The 21,633-nt window shown below is 36.5% G+C and carries 18 protein-coding genes; 8 read left to right on the plus strand and 10 right to left on the minus strand.

What is annotated here, in order from left to right; all coding sequences use genetic code 11:
- The first annotated feature begins 73 nt into the window (after positions 1-73).
- Positions 74-604, plus strand: coding sequence for a hypothetical protein (locus tag H344_RS0110705; RefSeq protein WP_034256435.1), 531 nt, complete (start codon positions 74-76; stop codon positions 602-604).
- 1 nt (position 605) lies between these two features.
- Here H344_RS0110705 and H344_RS0110710 read toward each other — a convergent pair whose 3' ends face one another.
- From H344_RS0110710 to H344_RS0110720, 3 genes are all read right to left on the minus strand, one after another.
- Entirely contained in the window at positions 606-962 is a 357-nt protein-coding gene (locus H344_RS0110710; RefSeq protein WP_026810323.1) for a hypothetical protein, read from the minus strand.
- A 150-nt stretch (positions 963-1,112) separates the two neighbouring features.
- Complete coding sequence (galE, locus tag H344_RS0110715) at positions 1,113-2,141, minus strand: UDP-glucose 4-epimerase GalE (protein WP_026810324.1); 1,029 nt, start codon at positions 2,139-2,141, stop codon at positions 1,113-1,115.
- Positions 2,142-2,191: 50 nt separating this feature from the next.
- Complete coding sequence (locus H344_RS0110720; RefSeq protein ID WP_026810325.1) at positions 2,192-3,346, minus strand: DegT/DnrJ/EryC1/StrS family aminotransferase; 1,155 nt, start codon at positions 3,344-3,346, stop codon at positions 2,192-2,194.
- A gap of 93 nt (positions 3,347-3,439) precedes the next feature.
- Here H344_RS0110720 and H344_RS0110725 point away from each other — a divergent pair, with 93 nt between their 5' ends.
- Positions 3,440-4,675, plus strand: a complete 1,236-nt coding sequence (locus tag H344_RS0110725; RefSeq protein WP_034256437.1) for a 3-deoxy-D-manno-octulosonic acid transferase — start codon at positions 3,440-3,442, stop codon at positions 4,673-4,675.
- Between the two features lie 201 nt (positions 4,676-4,876).
- Positions 4,877-5,002 carry a hypothetical protein gene (locus H344_RS22290; RefSeq protein ID WP_262482282.1) on the plus strand — a complete coding sequence of 42 codons (126 nt, stop codon included), beginning with the start codon at positions 4,877-4,879 and terminating at the stop codon, positions 5,000-5,002.
- Positions 5,003-5,284: 282 nt separating this feature from the next.
- Here H344_RS22290 and H344_RS0110735 read toward each other — a convergent pair whose 3' ends face one another.
- Positions 5,285-5,578, minus strand: a complete 294-nt coding sequence (locus H344_RS0110735; protein ID WP_051254260.1) for a hypothetical protein — start codon at positions 5,576-5,578, stop codon at positions 5,285-5,287.
- Between the two features lie 1,105 nt (positions 5,579-6,683).
- Between H344_RS0110735 and acnA the strand changes: the two genes are divergently transcribed.
- The 5 genes from acnA (at position 6,684) to H344_RS20055 (ending at position 11,887) form a co-directional block, all read left to right on the plus strand.
- On the plus strand, positions 6,684-9,476 hold the full coding sequence (gene acnA, locus H344_RS0110745) for an aconitate hydratase AcnA (RefSeq protein ID WP_026810329.1): 2,793 nt from the start codon (positions 6,684-6,686) through the stop codon (positions 9,474-9,476).
- 49 nt (positions 9,477-9,525) lie between these two features.
- Positions 9,526-9,942 carry an OsmC family protein gene (locus tag H344_RS0110750; protein WP_026810330.1) on the plus strand — a complete coding sequence of 139 codons (417 nt, stop codon included), beginning with the start codon at positions 9,526-9,528 and terminating at the stop codon, positions 9,940-9,942.
- Positions 9,943-10,051: 109 nt separating this feature from the next.
- The gene (locus tag H344_RS0110760) at positions 10,052-10,339 is read left to right on the plus strand and encodes a hypothetical protein (RefSeq protein WP_026810331.1); all 288 of its coding nucleotides are present in this window, start codon (positions 10,052-10,054) and stop codon (positions 10,337-10,339) included.
- A 13-nt stretch (positions 10,340-10,352) separates the two neighbouring features.
- Positions 10,353-11,021, plus strand: coding sequence for a ferredoxin reductase domain-containing protein (locus tag H344_RS0110765; protein WP_026810332.1), 669 nt, complete (start codon positions 10,353-10,355; stop codon positions 11,019-11,021).
- A gap of 140 nt (positions 11,022-11,161) precedes the next feature.
- Entirely contained in the window at positions 11,162-11,887 is a 726-nt protein-coding gene (locus H344_RS20055) for a class I SAM-dependent methyltransferase (RefSeq protein ID WP_051254261.1), read from the plus strand.
- A 112-nt stretch (positions 11,888-11,999) separates the two neighbouring features.
- On the opposite strand, the gene H344_RS0110775 is transcribed toward H344_RS20055, so the two are convergent.
- From H344_RS0110775 to H344_RS0110800, 6 genes are all read right to left on the minus strand, one after another.
- The gene (locus tag H344_RS0110775; protein ID WP_026810333.1) at positions 12,000-12,734 is read right to left on the minus strand and encodes a sensor histidine kinase; all 735 of its coding nucleotides are present in this window, start codon (positions 12,732-12,734) and stop codon (positions 12,000-12,002) included.
- Between the two features lie 412 nt (positions 12,735-13,146).
- Positions 13,147-13,782, minus strand: coding sequence for a response regulator transcription factor (locus H344_RS0110780; RefSeq protein WP_034256442.1), 636 nt, complete (start codon positions 13,780-13,782; stop codon positions 13,147-13,149).
- Positions 13,783-13,795: 13 nt separating this feature from the next.
- Positions 13,796-14,524, minus strand: coding sequence for a sensor histidine kinase (locus H344_RS0110785; RefSeq protein ID WP_026810335.1), 729 nt, complete (start codon positions 14,522-14,524; stop codon positions 13,796-13,798).
- A gap of 28 nt (positions 14,525-14,552) precedes the next feature.
- The gene (locus H344_RS0110790; RefSeq protein ID WP_026810336.1) at positions 14,553-17,318 is read right to left on the minus strand and encodes a PAS domain-containing hybrid sensor histidine kinase/response regulator; all 2,766 of its coding nucleotides are present in this window, start codon (positions 17,316-17,318) and stop codon (positions 14,553-14,555) included.
- A 66-nt stretch (positions 17,319-17,384) separates the two neighbouring features.
- Positions 17,385-18,815, minus strand: coding sequence for a hypothetical protein (locus H344_RS0110795; protein WP_026810337.1), 1,431 nt, complete (start codon positions 18,813-18,815; stop codon positions 17,385-17,387).
- 11 nt (positions 18,816-18,826) lie between these two features.
- The gene (locus H344_RS0110800) at positions 18,827-21,631 is read right to left on the minus strand and encodes a hypothetical protein (RefSeq protein WP_240484971.1); all 2,805 of its coding nucleotides are present in this window, start codon (positions 21,629-21,631) and stop codon (positions 18,827-18,829) included.
- Between the last annotated feature and the right edge of the window lie 2 nt (positions 21,632-21,633).

Below are 21,633 nucleotides of genomic sequence, written 5' to 3' on the forward strand. Positions count from 1 at the left end.
AAATCAAAAATACAACTTTTCACATATCTAAGCTTATCTTAGGCATAATATTGACAAATATTTAGGATTCACTATGAAAAAAAGAGCCTATTTACAATCACTGAAATATTTTTTACTGTTTTTCAGCTTTTTAACCACGCTTTGTCATTCTCAACAAAATCAGAATCAATCTAATTTTTGGAATAAAGTACAGATTGGAGGAGGTTTAGGTCTTGGAATTGGAAATAAAAGCTTTAACGCTTCTCTATCTCCTTCAGCAATTTACAGAGCAACTAATGAATTTAGTACGGGAGTAGCACTCAATGTTAATTATGCAAAATTTGATAACGCCAAACTTATGGCGTATGGTGGATCTATATTAACCTTCTACAATCCAATTCCAATAGTGCAATTCTCTGCAGAATTAGAACAGCTAAGGATAAACAACAGCGTTAAAATAAACGGTGAAAATCACACTTCTTCCTATTGGTCTCCTGCCTTATTTGCGGGGATTGGGTATAGCCTACCGAATATTACCATGGGAGTGAGATACAACCTTTTACACGACAATCAGAAAAGTATTTATTCCAATGCCTGGATGCCATTTGTTAGGGTGTACTTCTAATTCACGATCCGTATTTCTTTCGGAACCACACTTTCTGCCATTCTCTTTTTAGAATCTCAAAGCTCACTTCCCCAGAAATTTCTACCACATCATTACTCTTAATGGCTTTTACCACCTTTTCCGGAACATCTACAATGTAAAGAAGGTTTAAATATTCCGTAAACCTTTCCATCATCAGGTAGTAAATTTTTTCATGGATTATTGTCTTTAAATCCATGGGCAAAACATCATCAGGAAAATCTACATATACGTTAGCAAGGGTAAAGTCTTTTTTCAGCTGAATTACAAGCTCGTTATATAGACTATTATCCTGAGCATATTCCAAGAGTGTCGCAATATTGGAAAATTGTTGAACCATATGCTTTTTATGAATTTTCTACATGGTGTTTAATGCAACCTTCATTAACCCTCACGCATCTTCCTCTGCAAAACTTACCAACTATCCCTAGGGGTTATATCCCATACTTTAGTGGAAACAACCCCTTAGGTAGTAATTATTTTTGATATACTAAACCGACTCTTTCCTAACTCTTTGCTCCCAAAGCCAAGCAGATTTCATTGCTTCATCCAAAGAAGACTCCGCTTTCCATCCTAGCACTTCATTAGCTTTAGTAGTATCTGCATAGGCGGTCATAATATCCCCTGGCCTACGCCCTACAATTTTATAGTTCAATTTCTTACCAGAAACTCTTTCAAAACTCTGAATCACTTCCAAAACGGAGCTTCCTTTTCCAGTCCCTACATTAAATACTTCGTAATTCTCTTCATTCTTACCATCTAATAGACGTTCTAAGGCAACAACGTGTGCTTTAGCCAAGTCTACCACATGAATGTAGTCTCTAATACAAGTACCGTCTTCTGTTGGGTAATCCCCACCAAAGACAGATATCTGCTCTCTAATTCCGGCTCCTGTTTGGGTTACAAAAGGCACTAAGTTTTGAGGCACCCCTATTGGCAATTCCCCAATCTCTGCAGAAGGATGTGCTCCCATTGGGTTAAAATACCTTAGAGCAATAGCATTAATAGCAGGAGTTACCTTGCAAGTTTCCTGAATAATCTCTTCCCCTATCTGCTTTGTATTTCCATATGGCGATTCCGCTGCCTTTACCGGTGCATCCTCGGTAATAGGCATTTTATCGGCCTGACCATAAACCGTACAAGAAGAACTAAAAATAAAACTAGCACGCTGCTTTTTAGATAACTCTTTTAAAAGGTACACTAGGGTACCAATATTATTTTCATAGTACAGCAAAGGCTTTTCTACACTTTCACCTACTGCTTTAGAAGCGGCAAAATGGATTACACCAGCAATATCTTGATGCCTTTTAAAGAAATCTTCCACCTTGGATTTTTCCTTAAGATCTATTTTTTCAAATTCAGGTCTTTTCCCAGTAATAGCCACTATTCCGTCTAATACCTTTTCTGTAGAATTGGAAAGGTCGTCTATGATAACCACTTCAAAACCTTTCTTCTGTAATTCTACTGTTGTATGAGACCCAATAAACCCTAGACCTCCTGTTACTACTATTTTCATTATCTTATTATTGTAATTGATTAGTTATGGCTGCGCAACTCTTTATACTAAGCCTACGAATTCACAAATTTTATTAGAGTCGATGTAATATGCGCTATCTGCTCATCATCTAACTCTGTATGCATAGGTAAAGAAATTACTTCTTTCACCAATTGATTAGTTACTGGAAAATCCGCTTCTTTATAACGTTCGTCCTTATAGGCCTTTTGCTGGTGAAGTGGAATTGGGTAATACACTCCACATGGAATCTGTAGGTCTGCAAAGTGCTTTACCAAAGCATCGCGCTTTCCATTAGTAATTCGTAGCGTATATTGATGAAATACATGACAATCGCATTGTGTATCTTCTTTTCCACAAGTATGAACAATACTAGGGACTATTATATTCTCTTGACCTTTAAAAGCTTCGGTATATTTCCTTGCAGACTCTGCTCTTCGCTGATTATATTGATCTAAATGAGGCAATTTAGCACGAAGTACTACTGCCTGAATGGAATCTAATCTGGAGTTCACTCCTACTACATCGTGATGGTAACGCTCATACATCCCATGATTAACTATACCTCTTAAGGTATGCGCCAAATCGTCATCATTAGTATAAAGCGCTCCTCCATCCCCATAACAACCTAAGTTTTTAGATGGAAAAAAAGAGGTAGCTGCAACATCACCAAAAGCACCAGATTTTTTTCGAGTCCCGTCTTTTAGGGTATAGCTAGCCCCTATTGCCTGAGCGTTATCTTCAATTACATAAAGGTTATGCTTTTTTGCAATCTCTAGAATAGCGTCCATATTTGCACATTGCCCAAACAGGTGAACGGGAACAATTGCCTTGGTTTTTGGAGTAATGGCCTTTTCCAGCGCATCTATATTAATATTAAAGCTATCTGGCTCTACATCTACCAAAACAGGAGTTAGATTAAGTAAAGCTATCACCTCTACTGTCGCCGCAAAGGTAAAATCTGCAGTAATAACCTCATCTCCGGGCTTCAGCCCCAACCCCATCATTGCTATTTGCAAGGCATCTGTACCATTAGCACATGGAATAACATGCTTTACACCAAGATATTCTTCCAATTCTTTCTGAAAGGCATGTACTTCTGGGCCGTTAATAAAAGCAGTAGTTTCCATTACGTTAGCAATGGAACTGTTTACTTGATCTTTAATTGCCTGGTATTGACCGCTTAGGTCTACCATTTGTATTTTTTTCATCCTCCTGATTTATCAAAATATTATTGCAAAAATAAGGATTCGCAGCTAATGGATATTATTTAAAGAAGTATTTTAGCCCCAAACCTAATTAACGTGTCCAGGATTTACAATTTTGCCATTCAAATAAGTTCTTTGGCTCTAAGACTAGTTGCCTTATTTCACCCTAAAATAAAACTATTCGTTAACGGCCGTAAAGAAGTTTTTCCTTATCTAAGAAAAACCCTTTCCAAGGAAGACCAGGTACTTTGGGTGCATACAGCCTCATTAGGAGAGTTTGAACAGGGGTTGCCTGTTATAGAGCGATTAAAACATACCTACCCTTCCTATAAAATAGTGGTTACTTTCTTTTCTCCCTCCGGTTATGAGGTAAAGAAAAATAGCGATGCGGCTCATGCAATTACCTATCTCCCCTTAGACACTTTTAAAAACGCACAGCAGTTTGTGGATTTGGTGAACCCCAAGTTGGTCATTTTTGTGAAATATGAAATCTGGCCTAACTATTTAAAAATATTGGCAGAACGAAAAATACCGACCTTATTGATATCCGCTCTTTTTAAAGAGGAGCAAATCTATTTTAAGGGTTATGGAGGCTTTATGAGGAAGGCCCTACATCACTTCTCTCATATCTTTGTTCAGAACACCAATTCGGTACGACTTTTAAACGAAATAGGAATTACTGAGGTTACCCTAGGTGGGGATACCCGCTTTGATCGTGTGATGGAAATTGTAGAAAGGGATAACCACTTACCTTTTATGGAGGAGTTTAAAATTGAATCGCCCGTAATGGTTGCTGGTAGCACGTGGCCAGAAGATGAAGCGGTACTAGTCCCCTACATTAATGCGGACAACTCCAATTTAAAATATGTGTTGGCTCCGCACAACATTAAACCAGAACAAATTAGTAAGTTAAAAGCTTCTATAAATAAGAAAACCATACTCTATTCCGAATTAGACAATGAGCCTTTGAGCGATTACAAGGTGTTGATTATAGATACTATTGGAATACTAACCAAAGTATACAGTTATGCCAATATAGCTTATGTTGGCGGCGGCTTTGCCACTGGTTTACACAACACACTAGAACCAGCCGTTTTTGGAATTCCTGTAATCATAGGGAGCAACTTTAAAGGCTTTAAGGAAGCCGAAGATTTAGTAGAGGAAGGCGGCGTTATAGTAGTGAACAACAAAGAGGAATACCATAATCTGATGAATAGATTGGTGTCTGATAAAGAATTCCTAAGCCGTACAGGAGAAATCAACCTCAACTATGTAAACAAAAATAAGGGGGCAAGTGTCCAGATTATGGATTACATCAGCACACTTCTATAACCTCTGAACAAATTTTCATAGCACTTACGAACATCATGGGAAAAATCTAACCGCATCAACTACATTAAAAATCAGCTTTTTAACGGAAATTTTTACAGTTCATCAAATAAATACAATAATAGGCCTATAGCTCATCGAAATACCCCCAGAAACGTTTTAAAATCGATAAATATTTCTTAAATTGTAGTAAAATCGTGAATTATGGAAGACGTTACTTTTGGCACACGAGTGCTTAATGGGTTTCTAAGCGTAATGGTAGTGGTATTGGTTGCGATACTTTTAGCGGTAATAGTAACTCTTATATTGGCCGGATTAGGCTTCTTTTAAGTCGAACTAAAACGTGCAACAACACTGAATTTGAAAGCTTAATTTCTTGATGATCTTTTCATCGTAAAATGCTTATGTTTTTTTTGAAAATATCAACCTCTTCTTTTCCAATTACAAAGTCACATTACCTATCCATTAAAATACTTTAACCCTAGATTAAAGGAAGACTAGCTGTTCGTATTACTACGAATAGTAATTATTACTATTAAAGATGAAGAATACTAAAAGAGGAATTCAAAAATTTAATAATGCAGTGTTCGGCAGAGCGCTATAATAAAGCTACTACTTATCCTTCTTTTTAATTGCGTTTAAACTATCTACTTCCTTACGGAATCTCAAAATCATTAAACTATCTAGTTGTTGTCCGATACTATCCCTCATATACGACCAATTACTCTCGTTCATTTCCCCAGTAAAACGCATTATTTTATTAAACCTAGCCACATTAAATCTATTAGCTTCCCAGGCAGCCTTAGTGCTCTCCTGATGCTTAAGATCCTGTAGATATATTCCGATTATAAAACCAAGGATGACAATCACCATTGCAAATACCCAACGAGTATTAGTTCTAGACATTATTACGATATTATTTTAAAACAACAATTATTCTTAAAAATAGGACAAAAAAATATTCAAATTTACTTAAAGCCTACACCCAAAAAATGGACTATACGCAGAAAGCAATTAAGCTAAATTACATTCCCCAAAAAAATTTAGATAACACCAAAAGTAAGATCACCAAAACGACCGCTCCACTAAAAGTGAGAACAACCTCTATAAACTTGAATTTTCCTTTCATTCCTCAAAAAGTATATCTTATTAACTTATCACTTCCCACATCTATCTGAAAACCAAATTATTTTTTGACGGATATCCCCCTTTGATTAACCAATTCCACTAAATAAATTTTATCTAGATGAAATCTCAGTAGCCCTCTTCAAACGAAAAGTTGGAATTAAATTATGCAGTACTAGATAAACAAAAAAAAATCCCCGACCAATGTTCATAAACTCGGCTAAATTGCTCAAAAGCATCATAGAATTGAAAACAAAATATTGAAATCGTAAAAAACCAAGTGCTCATCCTTAAAGGAACTAAACAAATAATATATGTATTTTCTACAGTTATAAGGAAACTTTTAAGAGACTATTTGCTAAATCTACCCTTCCAATTCTTAAGAGTTTAGGCAAAATTCCCCCCTCCTCACCTAGCACTGTCAAAACAACCACAAACCTAAGGCAACCTTAAAACCAAGGTCTACTTAACAGGATAAAAACGAGGTATTTAACTTAACAAACTCTTATTTAAGATAATTTCCTCCTAAATAAAATATTGCGTATCTTTATGATAGACAGGTATCTTGTAATTGAGCTAATACTATTGCACCCTTAACTATAAATCAGAATAACCTCATGGACTCTATTTTACAGTTAATGTAGACGTACACCAAAGCGCATTATATGGAGTAATATTTTAGAGAAAGTTAAGTCTATTTATCACCTTCTTACTCTAAATAGGCTCTTAGATAAGCCCTTTGCCCTCCCCCAAAAAAAGAACACCATATTCTCCCAATTAGCTAAAAGTCTAATTAAAAATAAGTTCAATTAATACAATTACCTAAATAAGTAAGATTAGTCTCATTACATGCATTAAACCCGTACTCACTAAAAATAAAAACGACATGAAAAAAGATCCTTATAAAATTAAAAAGACAATCCCAATAGCAGAGAAAACTTTCACCTACTACAGTCTTACCGAATTACATAATCAAGGATTTAAAATAGAAAGTCTGCCTTTTTCCATTCGGATTCTTTTAGAAAATATGCTTCGTAATTTTGATGGTTTCGCTATCACCAAAGAGCATATTGAAACCTTATTACACTGGCAGCCCACAGGATCCGAAAAGGACATCCCTTTTAAACCCGCTCGGGTATTAATGCAAGATTTCACGGGAGTCCCGGCAGTGGTAGATATCGCCTCCCTACGTGCAGAGGTAGCCAGAAAAGGGAGAAATCCAGATTTAATTAATCCTTTGGTTCCTGTGGACTTGGTTATAGACCATTCCGTACAGGTAGATTATTTTGGCACCAACTATTCCTATGAGCGAAACATGGAAAAGGAATATGATCGTAATAAAGAACGATATCAGTTCTTAAAATGGGCTCAAAAATCTTTCGATAATTTCAGTGTAGTACCTCCTGGAATGGGTATTTGTCATCAGGTAAATTTGGAGTATTTCTCTAAAGGTGTTATTGAAAGGGATGGAGAATTATTTCCTGATACCCTAGTGGGTACGGATAGCCATACTCCTATGGTAAATGGAATTGGTGTAGTAGCTTGGGGTGTAGGCGGTATAGAAGCAGAAGCCGCCATTTTGGGGCAGCCTATTTATTTTATCACTCCAGAAGTCATAGGACTTAAACTCACGGGGAAACTTCCCTTGGGATCTACTGCTACCGACCTTGTTTTAACTATTGCCAACCTACTGAGAAAACAAGGTGTAGTAGGTAAATTTGTAGAGGTGTTTGGACCTGGGCTAGACCATCTTTCCGTACCAGATAGGGCTACTATTGGCAATATGTCCCCAGAGTTTGGATGCACTATCACCTATTTCCCTATAGATGACAAGACATTAGAATACATGCGAAAAAGCAATCGCTCGGAAGAACATATCAACCTAGTAGAAAAATATTGCAAGACCAATATGCTTTGGAGGGAAAACGAGGAAAAAATAAAGTATAGTGAGGTTGTAGAACTAGAGGTTTCCTCAATAGAACCTACTGTAGCCGGACCTAAAAGACCACAGGACAAAATTTTATTACGAAATTTTAAACCTACCTTTATCAATCTATTAAATGATTCATTTGAACGCGAATATATAGAGCAAAAAGATCGAGAAACGCTAACCTCCCTAGCTAGGTGGAAAGGGGAAGGTGGCAATCAACCTGAACCTCAAACCCAGCATCAGCCTCACAAAGCAGTAGTTGAAACCAAGGAAAAAGACGGACTTAAAACGGTTTGGATAAATGAGGGGGACGATAAATTTATGCTTTCCGATGGCTCTGTAGTTATCGCAGCAATTACCTCCTGTACCAATACCTCCAACCCATTTGTAATGATTGGAGCAGGTTTAGTTGCCAAAAAAGCCCGTCAACATGGTATTGATGTGAAACCTTGGGTAAAAACTTCTCTAGCTCCAGGCTCTAAGGTGGTGACCGATTATTTAAAGAAAGCCGACTTAATGAAAGACTTGGAAGCCTTACAGTTTCATTTGGTAGGATATGGATGTACTTCTTGTATAGGAAATTCGGGTCCTCTACCTCCAGCAATTGCCAAGGCTGTAGATGATCATGATTTGGTGGTATGCTCTGTACTATCGGGGAATAGAAATTTTGAAGCTAGGGTACATTCCCAAGTAAAAATGAATTTCTTAATGTCGCCCATGTTAGTTGTTGCCTATGCCATTGCAGGAAGGGTAGATATAGACCTCACCAAGGACCCTATTAGCTATGACAAGAATGGGTTACCAGTATATCTTAAAGACATCTGGCCTTCCGATGACGAAATAAATGAGATTCTCGCACGCGTACTATCACCTAAAGATTTTGCAAAAAATTACGGGGAGATATTTGAAGGCAACGATATATGGAGAAACCTAGAAATCCCAGAAGGCAGGTTGTATAAATGGGACGATGAGTCGACTTATATTAAAGAGATTCCGTTTTTCAAAAATATTTCTGAGAAGGCTCCTGCCTTGCGAGACATAGAAAATGCCCGTGCTCTATTAGTGTTGGGAGATAGTATAACAACCGATCATATCTCACCAGCCGGTGCTTTTGACGAACATTCGGCTGCGGGGCAATACCTGATCTCCCGAGGAATAAAAAAAGAAGCATTCAATTCCTATGGGAGTCGTCGCGGGAACGACGAAGTAATGGTACGCGGTACCTTTGCAAATGTTCGTATTAAAAATAAACTGGCGATAAAAGAGGGGGGATTTACTACTCACCTCCCCACAGGAGAAGAAATGTCTGTTTTTAATGCTGCGCAAAAATACCAAGCAGACAATACCCCATTGATTGTACTGACCGGGAAAGAATATGGAAGTGGATCCTCTAGAGATTGGGCAGCAAAAGGCACCTTCCTACTGGGAATTAAATCTGTTCTGGCAGAAAGCTATGAACGCATCCACCGAAGCAATTTGGTAGGCCTTGGAGTATTACCCTTACAATTTAAAGAGGGCGACACCGCAGAGAAACTAGGTATCACCGGAACGGAAACTTTTACTATTACCGGAATTGCCCAGGATATTACTCCTTTAAAGGAAATTAAGGTGATTGCCAAAAACGAGAAAGGAGAAGAAATTAAATTCGGAGCAATTGTACGACTAGACTCACCCATAGATATTGAATATTACCGTCATGGTGGAATTTTACAATATGTATTAAGGCAATTCTTAGAGAAAGAAAAATAATAAACAGAAGATATTACTTCTACAATATAAATCTATAAAACCATTTACTATGAAAAGAACAGCACATGCCCTTTGGAAGGGCTCCCTTAAAGGTGGGGAAGGAAAAATAACTACCCAGAGCAAGGTGTTAGACAATTCTAAATACTGCTTTAACTCTCGTTTTGGGGATGGCAAAAGCACCAATCCGGATGAATTACTAGCAGCAGCACATGCAGGCTGCTTTGCCATGGCACTGAGCTCTATCTTGGGAGAGGCAGGTTACACGGCAGACTATCTGGACGTTGCTGCTACCATTACTATGGATGTAGAGAAATTAGACCTTACCGAGTCCCATTTAACCTTGAAGGCTAAAATACCCAATATCAGTATAGATGATTTTAAGGTATATGCTAAAACAGCTAAAGAGAATTGCCCAGTAAGCAAGGCCTTAAGTTTTAAGATAACCATGGATGCCCAATTGGAATGAGGCATCTATTTAACAGTAATGTTGGAAAACAATTAGATCATATCAAAATGAATGGTGGGCTGCTTATGCCCACCACACATTTACCTTTGATGAAAAAAACCACACTATTATGGACCTAATAGAAAACATAGTACGCTTTTTTGATAAGCCCCAAAAAGAAACAGAAGGGAAATCTCCCGAAGGAACCTGTTCCCTGTGTTGGGGGCGTCAGGAATATGACCATAAAATACGTCAATTGTTCAAAGACAAACAGATAGATGTAAACAACCATCGCGCTAAGTATATGAAGATTCAAAAATTTATGGTGAAGTATATAGATGGCATACGTTTAAAACAGGGAGAGATTAAAGACTGCCCCAACTGTTCTTACCACTCAGATTTAGAGAAAAAATCATAATATCCTATGAATTATGGAAAAGCATGTCGTTAAAATCAGAGCTATTAACCACGCCACCCATGACGTGTTACAAATTGTCACCGAAAAACCCAAGGAAGTGAAATATGTTCCTGGACAGGCGACGGAAATTTTCATAAACCAAAGGGGTTGGGAGAAAGAAGGAAGGCCATTTACTTTTACCTCACTTCCTAATATGGATCATTTAGAGTTTATGATAAAGACCTATCCGAGTCATGATGGAGTTACCAAGGAGCTACTAAAATTACATGCCGGAGACCAATTAATCGTCAATGATATATTTGGGGATATCAATTATAAGGGAGAGGGAACTTTTATTGCTGGAGGCGCTGGCATCACCCCTTTTATTGCCATTCTTCGGGATCTAAAAGCTAAAGGTAAACTTGGCAACAATACCCTTCTTTTCGCCAATAAAACAAAGTCCGATATTATCTTGGAAAAGGAATTTAAGGACATGTTAGGACAGCACTGTGTTAATATTCTATCTGAAGAAAAGACAGATGATTATCAACACGGTTACATTACCGCAGATACGATAAAGAAAAACGCCAACTTAAATGGCTATTTCTATGTATGCGGGCCTCCAAAGATGATGGATGCCATTGAAAAAGAACTAGCAGACCTACATATAAATAAGAACATGATAGTAAAAGAAGCGTTCTAACATATTACAGAAAAATTGCGATTCAGACCCATTTTTCTAAAAGTTGCTATTCCTCACTTTTAAAAGCCACAGTAGAAACAATAACAAATGGTTATATAAAGTAGGTTGCAACCGTTATCTTTAGGGGTAAAATAATGATTATGAGTTTTTACCAGCAGATTGCTCCCTATTATCACCATATTTTTAAAATTAATGACAAACAAATCGATTTTGTTAAGTCTACACTACCAACAAGTGACTCAAAGCTTTTAGATATTGGATGTGGTATTGGAACACTTTCCTTGGCGTTGAGCAATTATTACCAGAATGTAGTGGGAATTGATATGGATGCTGAAATGATTAGAGTAGCTAAAACCAAAGCGAAAGATGCGTTAAACTCTGTTCAATTTCACGAACTAAGCATGCTTAAACTAGACCATTTCCTGGCTAAGCATTCTATAGATGGAATTATATGTTTTGGAAATACATTAGTTCATTTGAACTCCCTAAGTGAAATAAACAATTTTCTACAACAATCTAAAGCAGTCCTTAAGCCCAATGGAAAGTTATTGTTGCAAATAGTAAATTACGATAAGATTCTTGTGAAGAATATTAGGCAACTACCAACTATAGAAAATGATGAAATTATATTTGAACGGAACTATAATTATCACTCATCAGGAAACAAAATTGATTTTAATACACGATTAACGATAAAATCTACACAACAAATAATTGAAAATAGTATTCCATTACTCCCTCTTTTAAAAGAGCAATTGGCTAGTTTATTGAATAAGGCAGGATTTAGGAATTGTAGCTTTTATGGGAATTTTAATATGGAAGCGCATTCTATAGATAGTCCAGCTTTAATTATAGCTGCAGAATAACGACTAAAAAGGCTATCTAAGCAAGGTTAGAAGTAAACTACCTCGCGGCAGGCCCGCCTGAAAGATTCGGGCAAGCTAGCTAGGAGTATTCATATCACGATTATCCAGTAAATTAGGTGGTTATTTCGGGGAAGGCAATAGTTACTTTTGTCCCCTTATGTTCTGTGGAAACCACTTCCATTTCTCCTTGCAATAAACTAAGAAACTGTTGTACGATTATTAAGCTTAATCCTGCGCCTACTTCTCCATTTGTTCCCTGAAATACAGGCCCCTCAAAAGAGTATAACAATTTTTGAGTTTCTTTTCCCATTCCTAATCCATAATCTATTACAGAGATAACGATGTCATTTTCACTCCTTAACACCTCAAAATCGACCGATTTACCAGATTCTGAGAACTTTATAGCATTATTCACCAATTTTTTCAAAATGAACAAAATCAAAAAAGAATCATTAGAAAATGTCAGGCTTTCATCCCCCTTAAATGTAAAGTCAATTTTCTTTTCAGTCAGCGCTTCATCAGACCCTTCCTTAAGCGCTATAAATAAATCATACGCCGTCAGCTCCGTTTTTTGAGGTTTGTACTTATCTAATTGTGTTTTAAGCCAAGTACTAGTATCATTAACAGTTTGGAGGCTTTTTTCTGCATCTTTCGTTATCCGAGGCCACAAATTAAAAAAATCTTCTTTGCTTACGAACTCACTTTCTAAAGATTGAATTAGCCATAATAAATTTCCAAAAACCTCTTTAAAATCGTGCGAGAGTAATGAAATCCACCCCTTCTTAAGTTCAATTTCTTCTTGTAACCTTTTTTTCTCTTCCCTAAGCTCCTTTATCTCCTTACTCATTCTTTAAATTTATCTAGGCACTTATCGCATTAATTCTTTATGTTCACTGATACCCAACCAAATAGTATTTACCTCAATAAAATTTGTTTATAAAGGAGGGATCTAAGAAATTCATCATTCCTAAATCTAGGCATTTTTCTATCCTACAAGAACCCCTCTAACCTTTGACAACTACTATACTATTCTCCTCTCAGGTTCTTATTATTCTAATAGCTTAACATCTAAACTACTGAAATTATCTTAATCTAAGCTACCCGCATTAACAACGTCACTCAAAATCAAAGATAATATTTAACGTCATTCTGATTAGAAGCAATCTTAAGGCAAGGAATATCAGAAGGTTTGAGTAATGGTTCTCCTAGGTATGATGAAATAGTGATAAGCGACAGCAGAGGCACTGCTGAACTTCAAATCAATTATAAACCCGCATAATAGCGATAAGCTCGGGAATAGATTGAACGTTCAGTTTCTCGAATATTCTATTCTTATAGGTACTAACCGTAGAAACGTGAAGATTTAACTGATTAGACAGCTCTTTTAAGGTAAGCCCCTCTATTAATTTATGCGCAACCTCTAATTCCCTGTTAGATAATGCTTCAATAGATGCAGCATTCTCCTGATTATTTAATTTACTAAAAACCAATTGTTCTTTCACCTCATCACTTAAATATCGGCCTGTCTTTAATATAGTAGTAATGGCGTCATCTATTTGCTCCTTGGGCGACAATTTGTTTAAAAATCCATCTGCACCCATTTTAAGATAACGCAGGGCGTACAAATGCTCTTCTTGAGAAGAAAAAATTAAGATTTTTAGCGATGGTTGCTTTAACTTTATAAAATCAATGGCCTGTTGCAGCGTACCATTAGGCATATTTACGTCTAGGATAACTAGGTCGAATTTTTCCTTAGAGACCAGAGCCATAAGAGACTTATAATCGTCAACTTCAGAAAGAACAGCGTTAGGCCTCTGTTTCTCAATCATTTGAACCAATCCCATACGTACTATAACATGATCATCTGCAACTAAAATACGAGAGGCGGTTAACATAATGTATTACTTTTCAATTCGGGGGTAAGGAAATAGTAATTTTAGTCCCTACATTCTCAGTAGTGATAATATCTATTTTTCCTGCGAGCAAGGATACGAAATTTTTTACAACCTTCAAACCTAAGCCCGCACCAATTTCACCTTTTGTTCCTTCAAACACTGGACCTTCAAAAGAATATAGTAAATCTTTAGTCTCCTTGCTCATTCCTACACCACTATCTTTTATGGATAAACTAATAGTATCATCAGACGCTAATGCCTTAAACTCTATACATCCATTCTCATGGGAAAACTTTATAGCATTGTCTAAAAGCTTTTTTAAAATAAACAAAACAAGAAACTCATCGCTATAAAAAACTAGGCTTTCATTTCCCTTAAATTGAAAGTCCATTTTCTTATCTTCTAATTTCTCCTCAAATTCTTTTTTAAGTTGAATAAATAGGTCTAAAACAAATATTTTAGACTTTTTAGGTTCAAAACCGTTAATCTGACTTTTTATCCAATCGCTAGTATCCGTAACCGTTTGAAGGTTCTTTTGGGCATCCTCCTTTATTCTTGGCAATAACTTAAAGAAGTCATCTTTACTCATTCCCTCGTTTTCCACTGCTTCAGTAAGCCACAATAGGTTTCTAAAGACTCCTTTAAAATCATGGGAGATTAAGGAAATCCACCCTGTCTTTAATTCACTTTCTTGCTGCAGTTTTTGGATTTCTGCTATTAGCTCTTTTGTTTCTGTACCCATAGCCTAATTAATACTAGTTGTTTTATACTTAGTTTTTATCATAAATTGGTTCTCCTAACCATTTGGCAAGCATATTACCCAACGACTGCTGTAAGATAGGTTTCGCCAAGAAATCTGTCATCCCCGCATCCAAACATCTTTCTTTCTCTCCTGGTAAGCTTCCGGCAGTTAGCGCTATAATTGGCACTTCTACCTCCTCTTCAGAAGCTCTAATAAGTTGAGTAGCCTCTAAGCCGTTCATTTTGGGCATTTGCACATCCATTAAAACGATGTCTGGTTTTTCATGGGTATATTTCTCAACCGCTTCTTTCCCATTTAAAGCCTCAATAACAATAACGTTAGGAACAAGTTCTAGCAAAAACAACTTGGTTAGATGCATATTAATCTCATTATCCTCCGCTATTAGAATTTTTAATTTGGGACTACTTGGTTCTAAAACAATATCTTTAGGCGCTTTAGGTTTCTCAGAAGCAATATTTTTAAGTCCAGCCAGGGTTGCATACATTTGCCGCATCCTAATTGGCTTTACCAATCTACTTTCTATTTCTAATTCCTCACAGGCAGCTTGTAATTGATTGTCATCAGAAGAGCTATACAGTACAATAAATGGTATTTCACAAGATTGAGATGGGGCAAGTCCTTTAATTTTCCGAATAGTCTCTATCCCATCCATTACCGGCATGTGATAATCCATAATAATGACATCAAACTCCGGATGATCCATCATAATCAACAAAGCTTTTAGACCACTGTCTGCTTCCTCTACTTCAATGTTTTTAATTTCTAACATCCGTCTTAGGATTTTTCGGTTGTTCTCATTGTCATCAACAATAAGCACCCTCTTAATATCCTCTAGGCCATTATCTGTTTCCTCATGTTCTACTTTAAATTCAATATCAAAATAGAAGTCACTTCCTTTCCCCTGTTCACTATCTAGTTGCAAGATGCTATTCCCTAAGGCCAACAACTTATTAGAAATTGTAAGTCCCAGACCGGTACCCCCATATCTTTTGGTAATACTCCCATCCTCTTGGGTAAACGGACTAAAAACTTCTTCTTGTTTATCCTTATGAATCCCAATACCAGTATCACTGACTCCAAAACGCAAACGCATTTTATTGTTGCCGTAATCTTCTAAAATAGTTACGTACAACTTAATTTCACCTTGCTCGGTAAACTTTAAAGCGTTGCCTAATAGATTTACTAAAACCTGTTTTAGTCTCGTAGCGTCTGCCCAGATATATCGGGGAATGTTATGGTCTATATCCATCAACATCTCCAACCCTTTTTTATTTATTCCAAAGGAAACAATATTGAAAGTTTCAGAAATTAACTCCTCCAGATCTACCCTATCTAGATCTAACTTCATTTTGTTACTTTCAATTTTGGAGAAATCTAGGATATCGTTAATAATACTATACAGTGCAACACCAGACTGATTGATAATCTCTAGGTATTGCTTTTGCGTATCATTTAGTTTTGTGCCTAGCGCCAATTCCGTAAAACCAATAATCCCATTTAAAGGAGTGCGAATTTCATGACTCATATTGGCTATAAACTGCGACTTCACTTTTAATGCTTCTTCCGCTTCTTCCTTAGCTTTTAAAAGCTCATCGGACAATTTCTTTTGCTCCGAGATATCTATTACGCTGGTTAAAATTCGCTTATTTCCTTTCTCATCCTCATCTAGGTTGCTCATAAAATACCAAACAGCCTTTTCCCCAGATTTCTTAACAATAGCCATTTCTCCCGAGGCCTTTCCGCATTCACTTACTGCAGACAAATACTCCTTTACTTTCTCCTTCCTATCTGCAGAAATCAAATCAAAAATAGTGGACTGCTTCATCTCTTGCTCAGTATATCCGGAAGCCTTCAAGCCTGCAGGATTAACGTCTATAAAGTTTCCTTCAAGATCATGAATACTTAAAATCCCTGTTACATTATTAAATAAATTATGGAATTTTTGTTCGCTTTTTTCTAGCAGTTGCTCTCTTTTTACAAACTCGGTAACATCACGACCAATAGTTAATATAATTTCTGCATCCATAATTGGAGTACTGGTCCATTCCATCCATTTAATCTCACCATCTTTTGTCTTAAATCTATTGGTGAAATTAACAACGGATTCTCCAGACTTAAGTTTCTCCATTGACTTCGCAGTTTTCTCTAGGTCTTCTTCAAGAATAATATTTCCTAAAGGCAATCCCAAAAACTCTTCTATACTCCACCCCAATGTATTTGTAAATGAGGGGTTGTGCGAGATTAAAACCCCCTCAAAGGAGATAATACCAATTAAATCCCTAGACAGGTTAAATAGCGTATCCTGATTTTCTAAACGTTGGTCTCTAAGCTTACTCGCTACTAAAAAGTTCACCTGTTTAATAGCTTTAGCCAGAAATGTATTTTCAAACTCCGTTAATTCTTTTTCTTTATCATAAAAAATATTTAGACTCCCTACTAGGGAACCATTAAAATGAAAAATAGGGAGTGCTTTGCTAAACCTTACCTCAAATTTATCTGTGGAGTGAGGCGCTAAATTCAACGCCTTCCCGCTTTCCTGTTCAACAATTTTTAATTCAGGATCTAGAGACCATATTTTTTCTATGGAATCATCGTTTGTTGCTACTACATACACCTCCGACTCTTTAAATATAGTAATGGTACATAGCGGTACACCTAGCACTTCTGAAACGGAATAGATTAGGAAGTCAAAAACATCTTTATAAATGGTATTGAGTGTCTTTAATCTACATAAAGATTGATATTGCTCTGAACTATTGTTATGATTGTTCATTTTAATTTTTCACTTTAATAAGTATCAATGCTATTATGGCATGGACAACGAAAATAACTTTACGATTTATTGAGCGGTAAAGCTATAAATTACATTAATAGAATAGGTAGTTTTTTCCTTTTCTATTAAGGATTGCGCAGCAGATGGAGAGATTAAATATTTAATATCAAATTCCTGATCTAAAACAGGGGCCCCTGCCGAAATAATTTTTTGCGGGGTAGTCGTTAAGGGTACGGTACTAATGCCATTTACACCTACTTCTAAAATAGTAGAATTTATGCTGGATTGTACTCCTTCTTTATTGAAGAAGGCCGCGGCAGATTTTACATACAACTCATAATTTTCGTTGTTAGACAGCTTAAGTTGAGTTGGAATTACTTTAGATTGCCCTTGCTGGTAATGTGTTGCACTATTAAACTCGAAGTTTACTTCCCGTTTAGAGGGGGCAATAGTTAATTCTGAGAGGGGAGGTACCTCTAGTGTAACATCTGTTAATTGTATTGCAGAATGAACATTGTCTGGACTCTTAGCATCTAATTCTAACTGAAAGGTATAGGCCCCTGCTTTAAAAAAGTAATTTTTAAGATCTAAATTTGAAATTGAAAAATTAAGGTCAAATGTATTTTGATTCCCAGGCGCTACTGCAAATGGACCATTTGGGGTATAATTTGTCCAGTTTTCTTGAGAAAGAGGAAGTTTTGAAATTTTTGAAGAATTAGAGCTTTCTAATTTTATAAATACAGGTGATAATGTGGATTGTACTGCTTTAGATGATATAAATTGTATTGCAGAAGTGGTTTTCCCAAAAAGATTAAATTCAACAGCATTTGAAATTTTTGTTTGCCCGATTGAAATTTGTCTTCCTGTAAATGCCCTATATGCATTTAAATTTGAAATGGTATGATTTACCATGGTGTTATTAGACATCCAATTAATAGAGGAGGCAGAAGTAGAGGGAATTACAAGAATAACATCAAAACTATCTGGAGTAAAATAACCTCCATAATTATGGTTGATGGTTAACTTATATTCTCCTGGAATAAAGATATTATTGGCAAAATCGGAAGCTGATATTTTAAAATTGAATACTACCTCTCCTGGATTAAAACTAGATCCCCCTCTAGAATGGGGTTCGTACCAATTTGTTTGAGTAGTGGAAAACCATTGATACCCTGGATAGACGTCATGATCATGAAATTTGGGTTGTTTACCTCCTATATTATCTAGACGCCACTGTAATATAGAAGAAGGAAGTTTGTTAATGTTGTTTGTATGTGTAAATACATTGCTTGTAGACATCATATATGGAGTGATATCATGATTTCTCCATTTATCTTGACCCCCAGTGTTTAAAACAGTGAGCGTTGTGGAGAACTCAGTGCCATTAATAATATTACTAGCCGGAATCTCTATTCTAACTGGTGCTTGGGCAATTAGCGAAGTTAAAGTACCTAATAAGGTAACTCCTCCTAAAATAAATCTTATAAACGCCTTCATAATTCCCAAATTTAAAATCTTTTCACCTTTATTTCGGTGTCTTTCTTCTTATATTCAAATAATAAGGACTCCACATTCTCTGTATTTCCTATTACTATAGTTTGCTTAGGATTGATGAAGTTGTACTTGTCATTTTTAATATAGATGTCATATTGCCCATCTTTCAAGAAAAACTCGAACTCATCATTCTGATTTACCACAGCGGTATGCACCACCCCCTCTTCACTTTTAGCATAGACGACAATTCCTGTGACCGTGGTTTCCTTAAAATCGTACGCTTGTCTAATCTCAGTTAATTTCCCCGTTACCCTAATGTTCTTTACTAAGCCCACATTCATTTTTACGTTCCTATCGACCAATATCATAGGATCCATCCTTAATCTGGAGCCTACACTCTGGTTTACTTCTAACTTATAAGTGCCTTGGGGTACATTTAAAAAGGTAACCTTTCCTTTTTTATCGGTTATGGCTACATATCTATCTAGTTTTACCATTTCATTGGCAAGGACACGTTCGCCAGAATCTAATAATTCATTGAAATTTGCATCTTCAAAAAGTTGGAAACTTACTTTGTGGTTACCGATAGAAGTAGCCGCAGTAAAGTACTTCTTAATTCCCACCCTAAACTGATAATTGTAACCACTATACCCGTTGGATTGTATGGACTCATAATCGGAATAATTAAAATATCCAGTAGTAGCCCAACTATTAGAAATCTTATATTCTAAATTTCCAGTTACCGTCTTATTTAAGTTTTGATACAACTCGGAGTAGTTAACACCTGCTGAGGCTGATCCCGAAAGAGCACTTTTAAAGGCCTGAAAATTATAGGAAGAATATACATTATAGTTAATAAACCCCTGCCCACTAATATCGTAAGAGTTTAGTTCGTACACATTAATTGGATTCCTTTGCACCGTTCCATTTAAGGAAAAGTTTTTAAAACGATAAGACATAGTAGCCCTAAGACTGTTAAACCAATCTATACTATTTTCTTGTTTGGATCTAGAATATTCTCCTGAAAAATTAATTCCATAGTTTCCAAAGGTGGTGCCAAAATTGGTATGAAACCTATAAGAAAGAAGTCCACGTGCAATAGTATTACTCTCGTTTTTCTGATGCTCTAGCTGAGGAGACAACAAAACATTCCAGTTTCTGAAAGCGAATTGATAGCCCAATTTTACGGCTTCTGAACTACTATAGTAAAAAGGATACATAGTATACCCGTTAGAAAGATTGCCCGTATTCTGAAAACTTAGGTATTCCGGTTGCACCTGAGAACGCTGATATAATAAGAATCCTCGTTTGCCTTTAGTAAATTCTCGACCAATACGTTGATTAAAATAGTAGGACCCTCTGCTTAATCCCGCGTAGGACTTAGTTGAATAGGAGTTTAAAGATTGAAAATTCCAATCCCCAATGTTGGCATCATAATTCAGTTCTGCAGAAGCGCCTGTATTGTTATCGTTATTTACTAGTCCTTTCTCATGGCTTAATCCTGCCTCTAGGCTAAAGTTATGTTGCTCATTCAAAGAAAAGGAAGTAGTTAGGTTAGTCAACTGTGTGTCTGTAGACAGCCTAGGATCATTCTCAAAAATATAGGATAGCTTCCCATGAAAGCTATTGGGATCTCCAAAACTGTACTTTGCCCCTGTCATTTTAGAGCCTCCTGTTTGCTGATAATAGGTACCATAGAGGCTGTAATTGTTCTGCAATGCCAACACCTCTATCTCCTTATTAAGACCAAATTTGGTTGTAATTACCCCTCCTCTACCAGAAACGGAATAATCATAATCGCTGCCTTGCACATTTCCTAATCTCATTACCGCATTGCTGTGCTCCAATTCTAACCAAGTATCATAGAGATTATAGAGACCGTCTTGCTGGTAATAATCCGTGTTTATATTAAAGCGCCCATAAACATTTTCGATTGGAGAAAATTCGGTATTTCCTCTTAGCTGTAGGTAGTTATATCCAGAACTATTTTCATTATAAGCAACTTCTGCATAGTTACTTCTCCTTCCAGATTCTACCCCTCTAGCAATTTGCCGGTTAGAAGATAGCACCACAAGTTGAATACGGCTACTTCCCACTCGCTCATTATCAAGTAGATCAGTGGCTTTCACCTCAATATTATAATCTGGAAAAAGCACATTCTGATTTCGAGTAGCTACCCTAATCTCCACCATTCGCTTTTCTAGACCTTCTAAGGTCACCGTTTGCTGGTTAGGTATTATAGTCAACCCATCTGGCAGGGATTGAAATTCCAGTTTTATATTCCTTTTAGCATAACCCCTGTTTTCCACAAAAACCATTAGGGACGATTCTGGTGTAGCGGGATTGAGGTAGTTTTCTCTAGAAAACGGGTAGATAGCAATAGAACGGTCTTCATCTTTTTGGGCGATAAAAGCAGTTTCCATTTTTTGGGAAGTGCTAGCGGTCTTATAAGAAAAAGAAAATGCGATCTTATTAGAGGGCATTTTCATAAAATCTAAATTGGCAATAAACTTTAAAGGCAGGCGTTTTTTCGCTCCTGCAGCCAAGGTGAAGTTTTGCTTAGGATAGAAAAGTAGACCAGGGTATTTTTCCTGTGGGGCTAATTCCTGAACGGTAATTTCTGCGTCGCTAGTATTTTTCACTACTAAGAAATTAGTGAAGGTAGATCCTTTTACTACGGCTATACTGTCCGTTTCAAAATACGCCTCAATATCCACCTCTTTCTGACTATATACATAGGAGAAATTTAGAAAAACTAGAGCAAAGAAGAAGCCTGCTTTTCTAAAAAAAGGGATTGATATAGAACAGTGATTGCTCAATT

Origin of the sequence: Arenibacter latericius DSM 15913, assembly GCF_000424985.1 — a bacterium.
Classification (GTDB): Bacteria; Bacteroidota; Bacteroidia; order Flavobacteriales; family Flavobacteriaceae; genus Arenibacter; species Arenibacter latericius.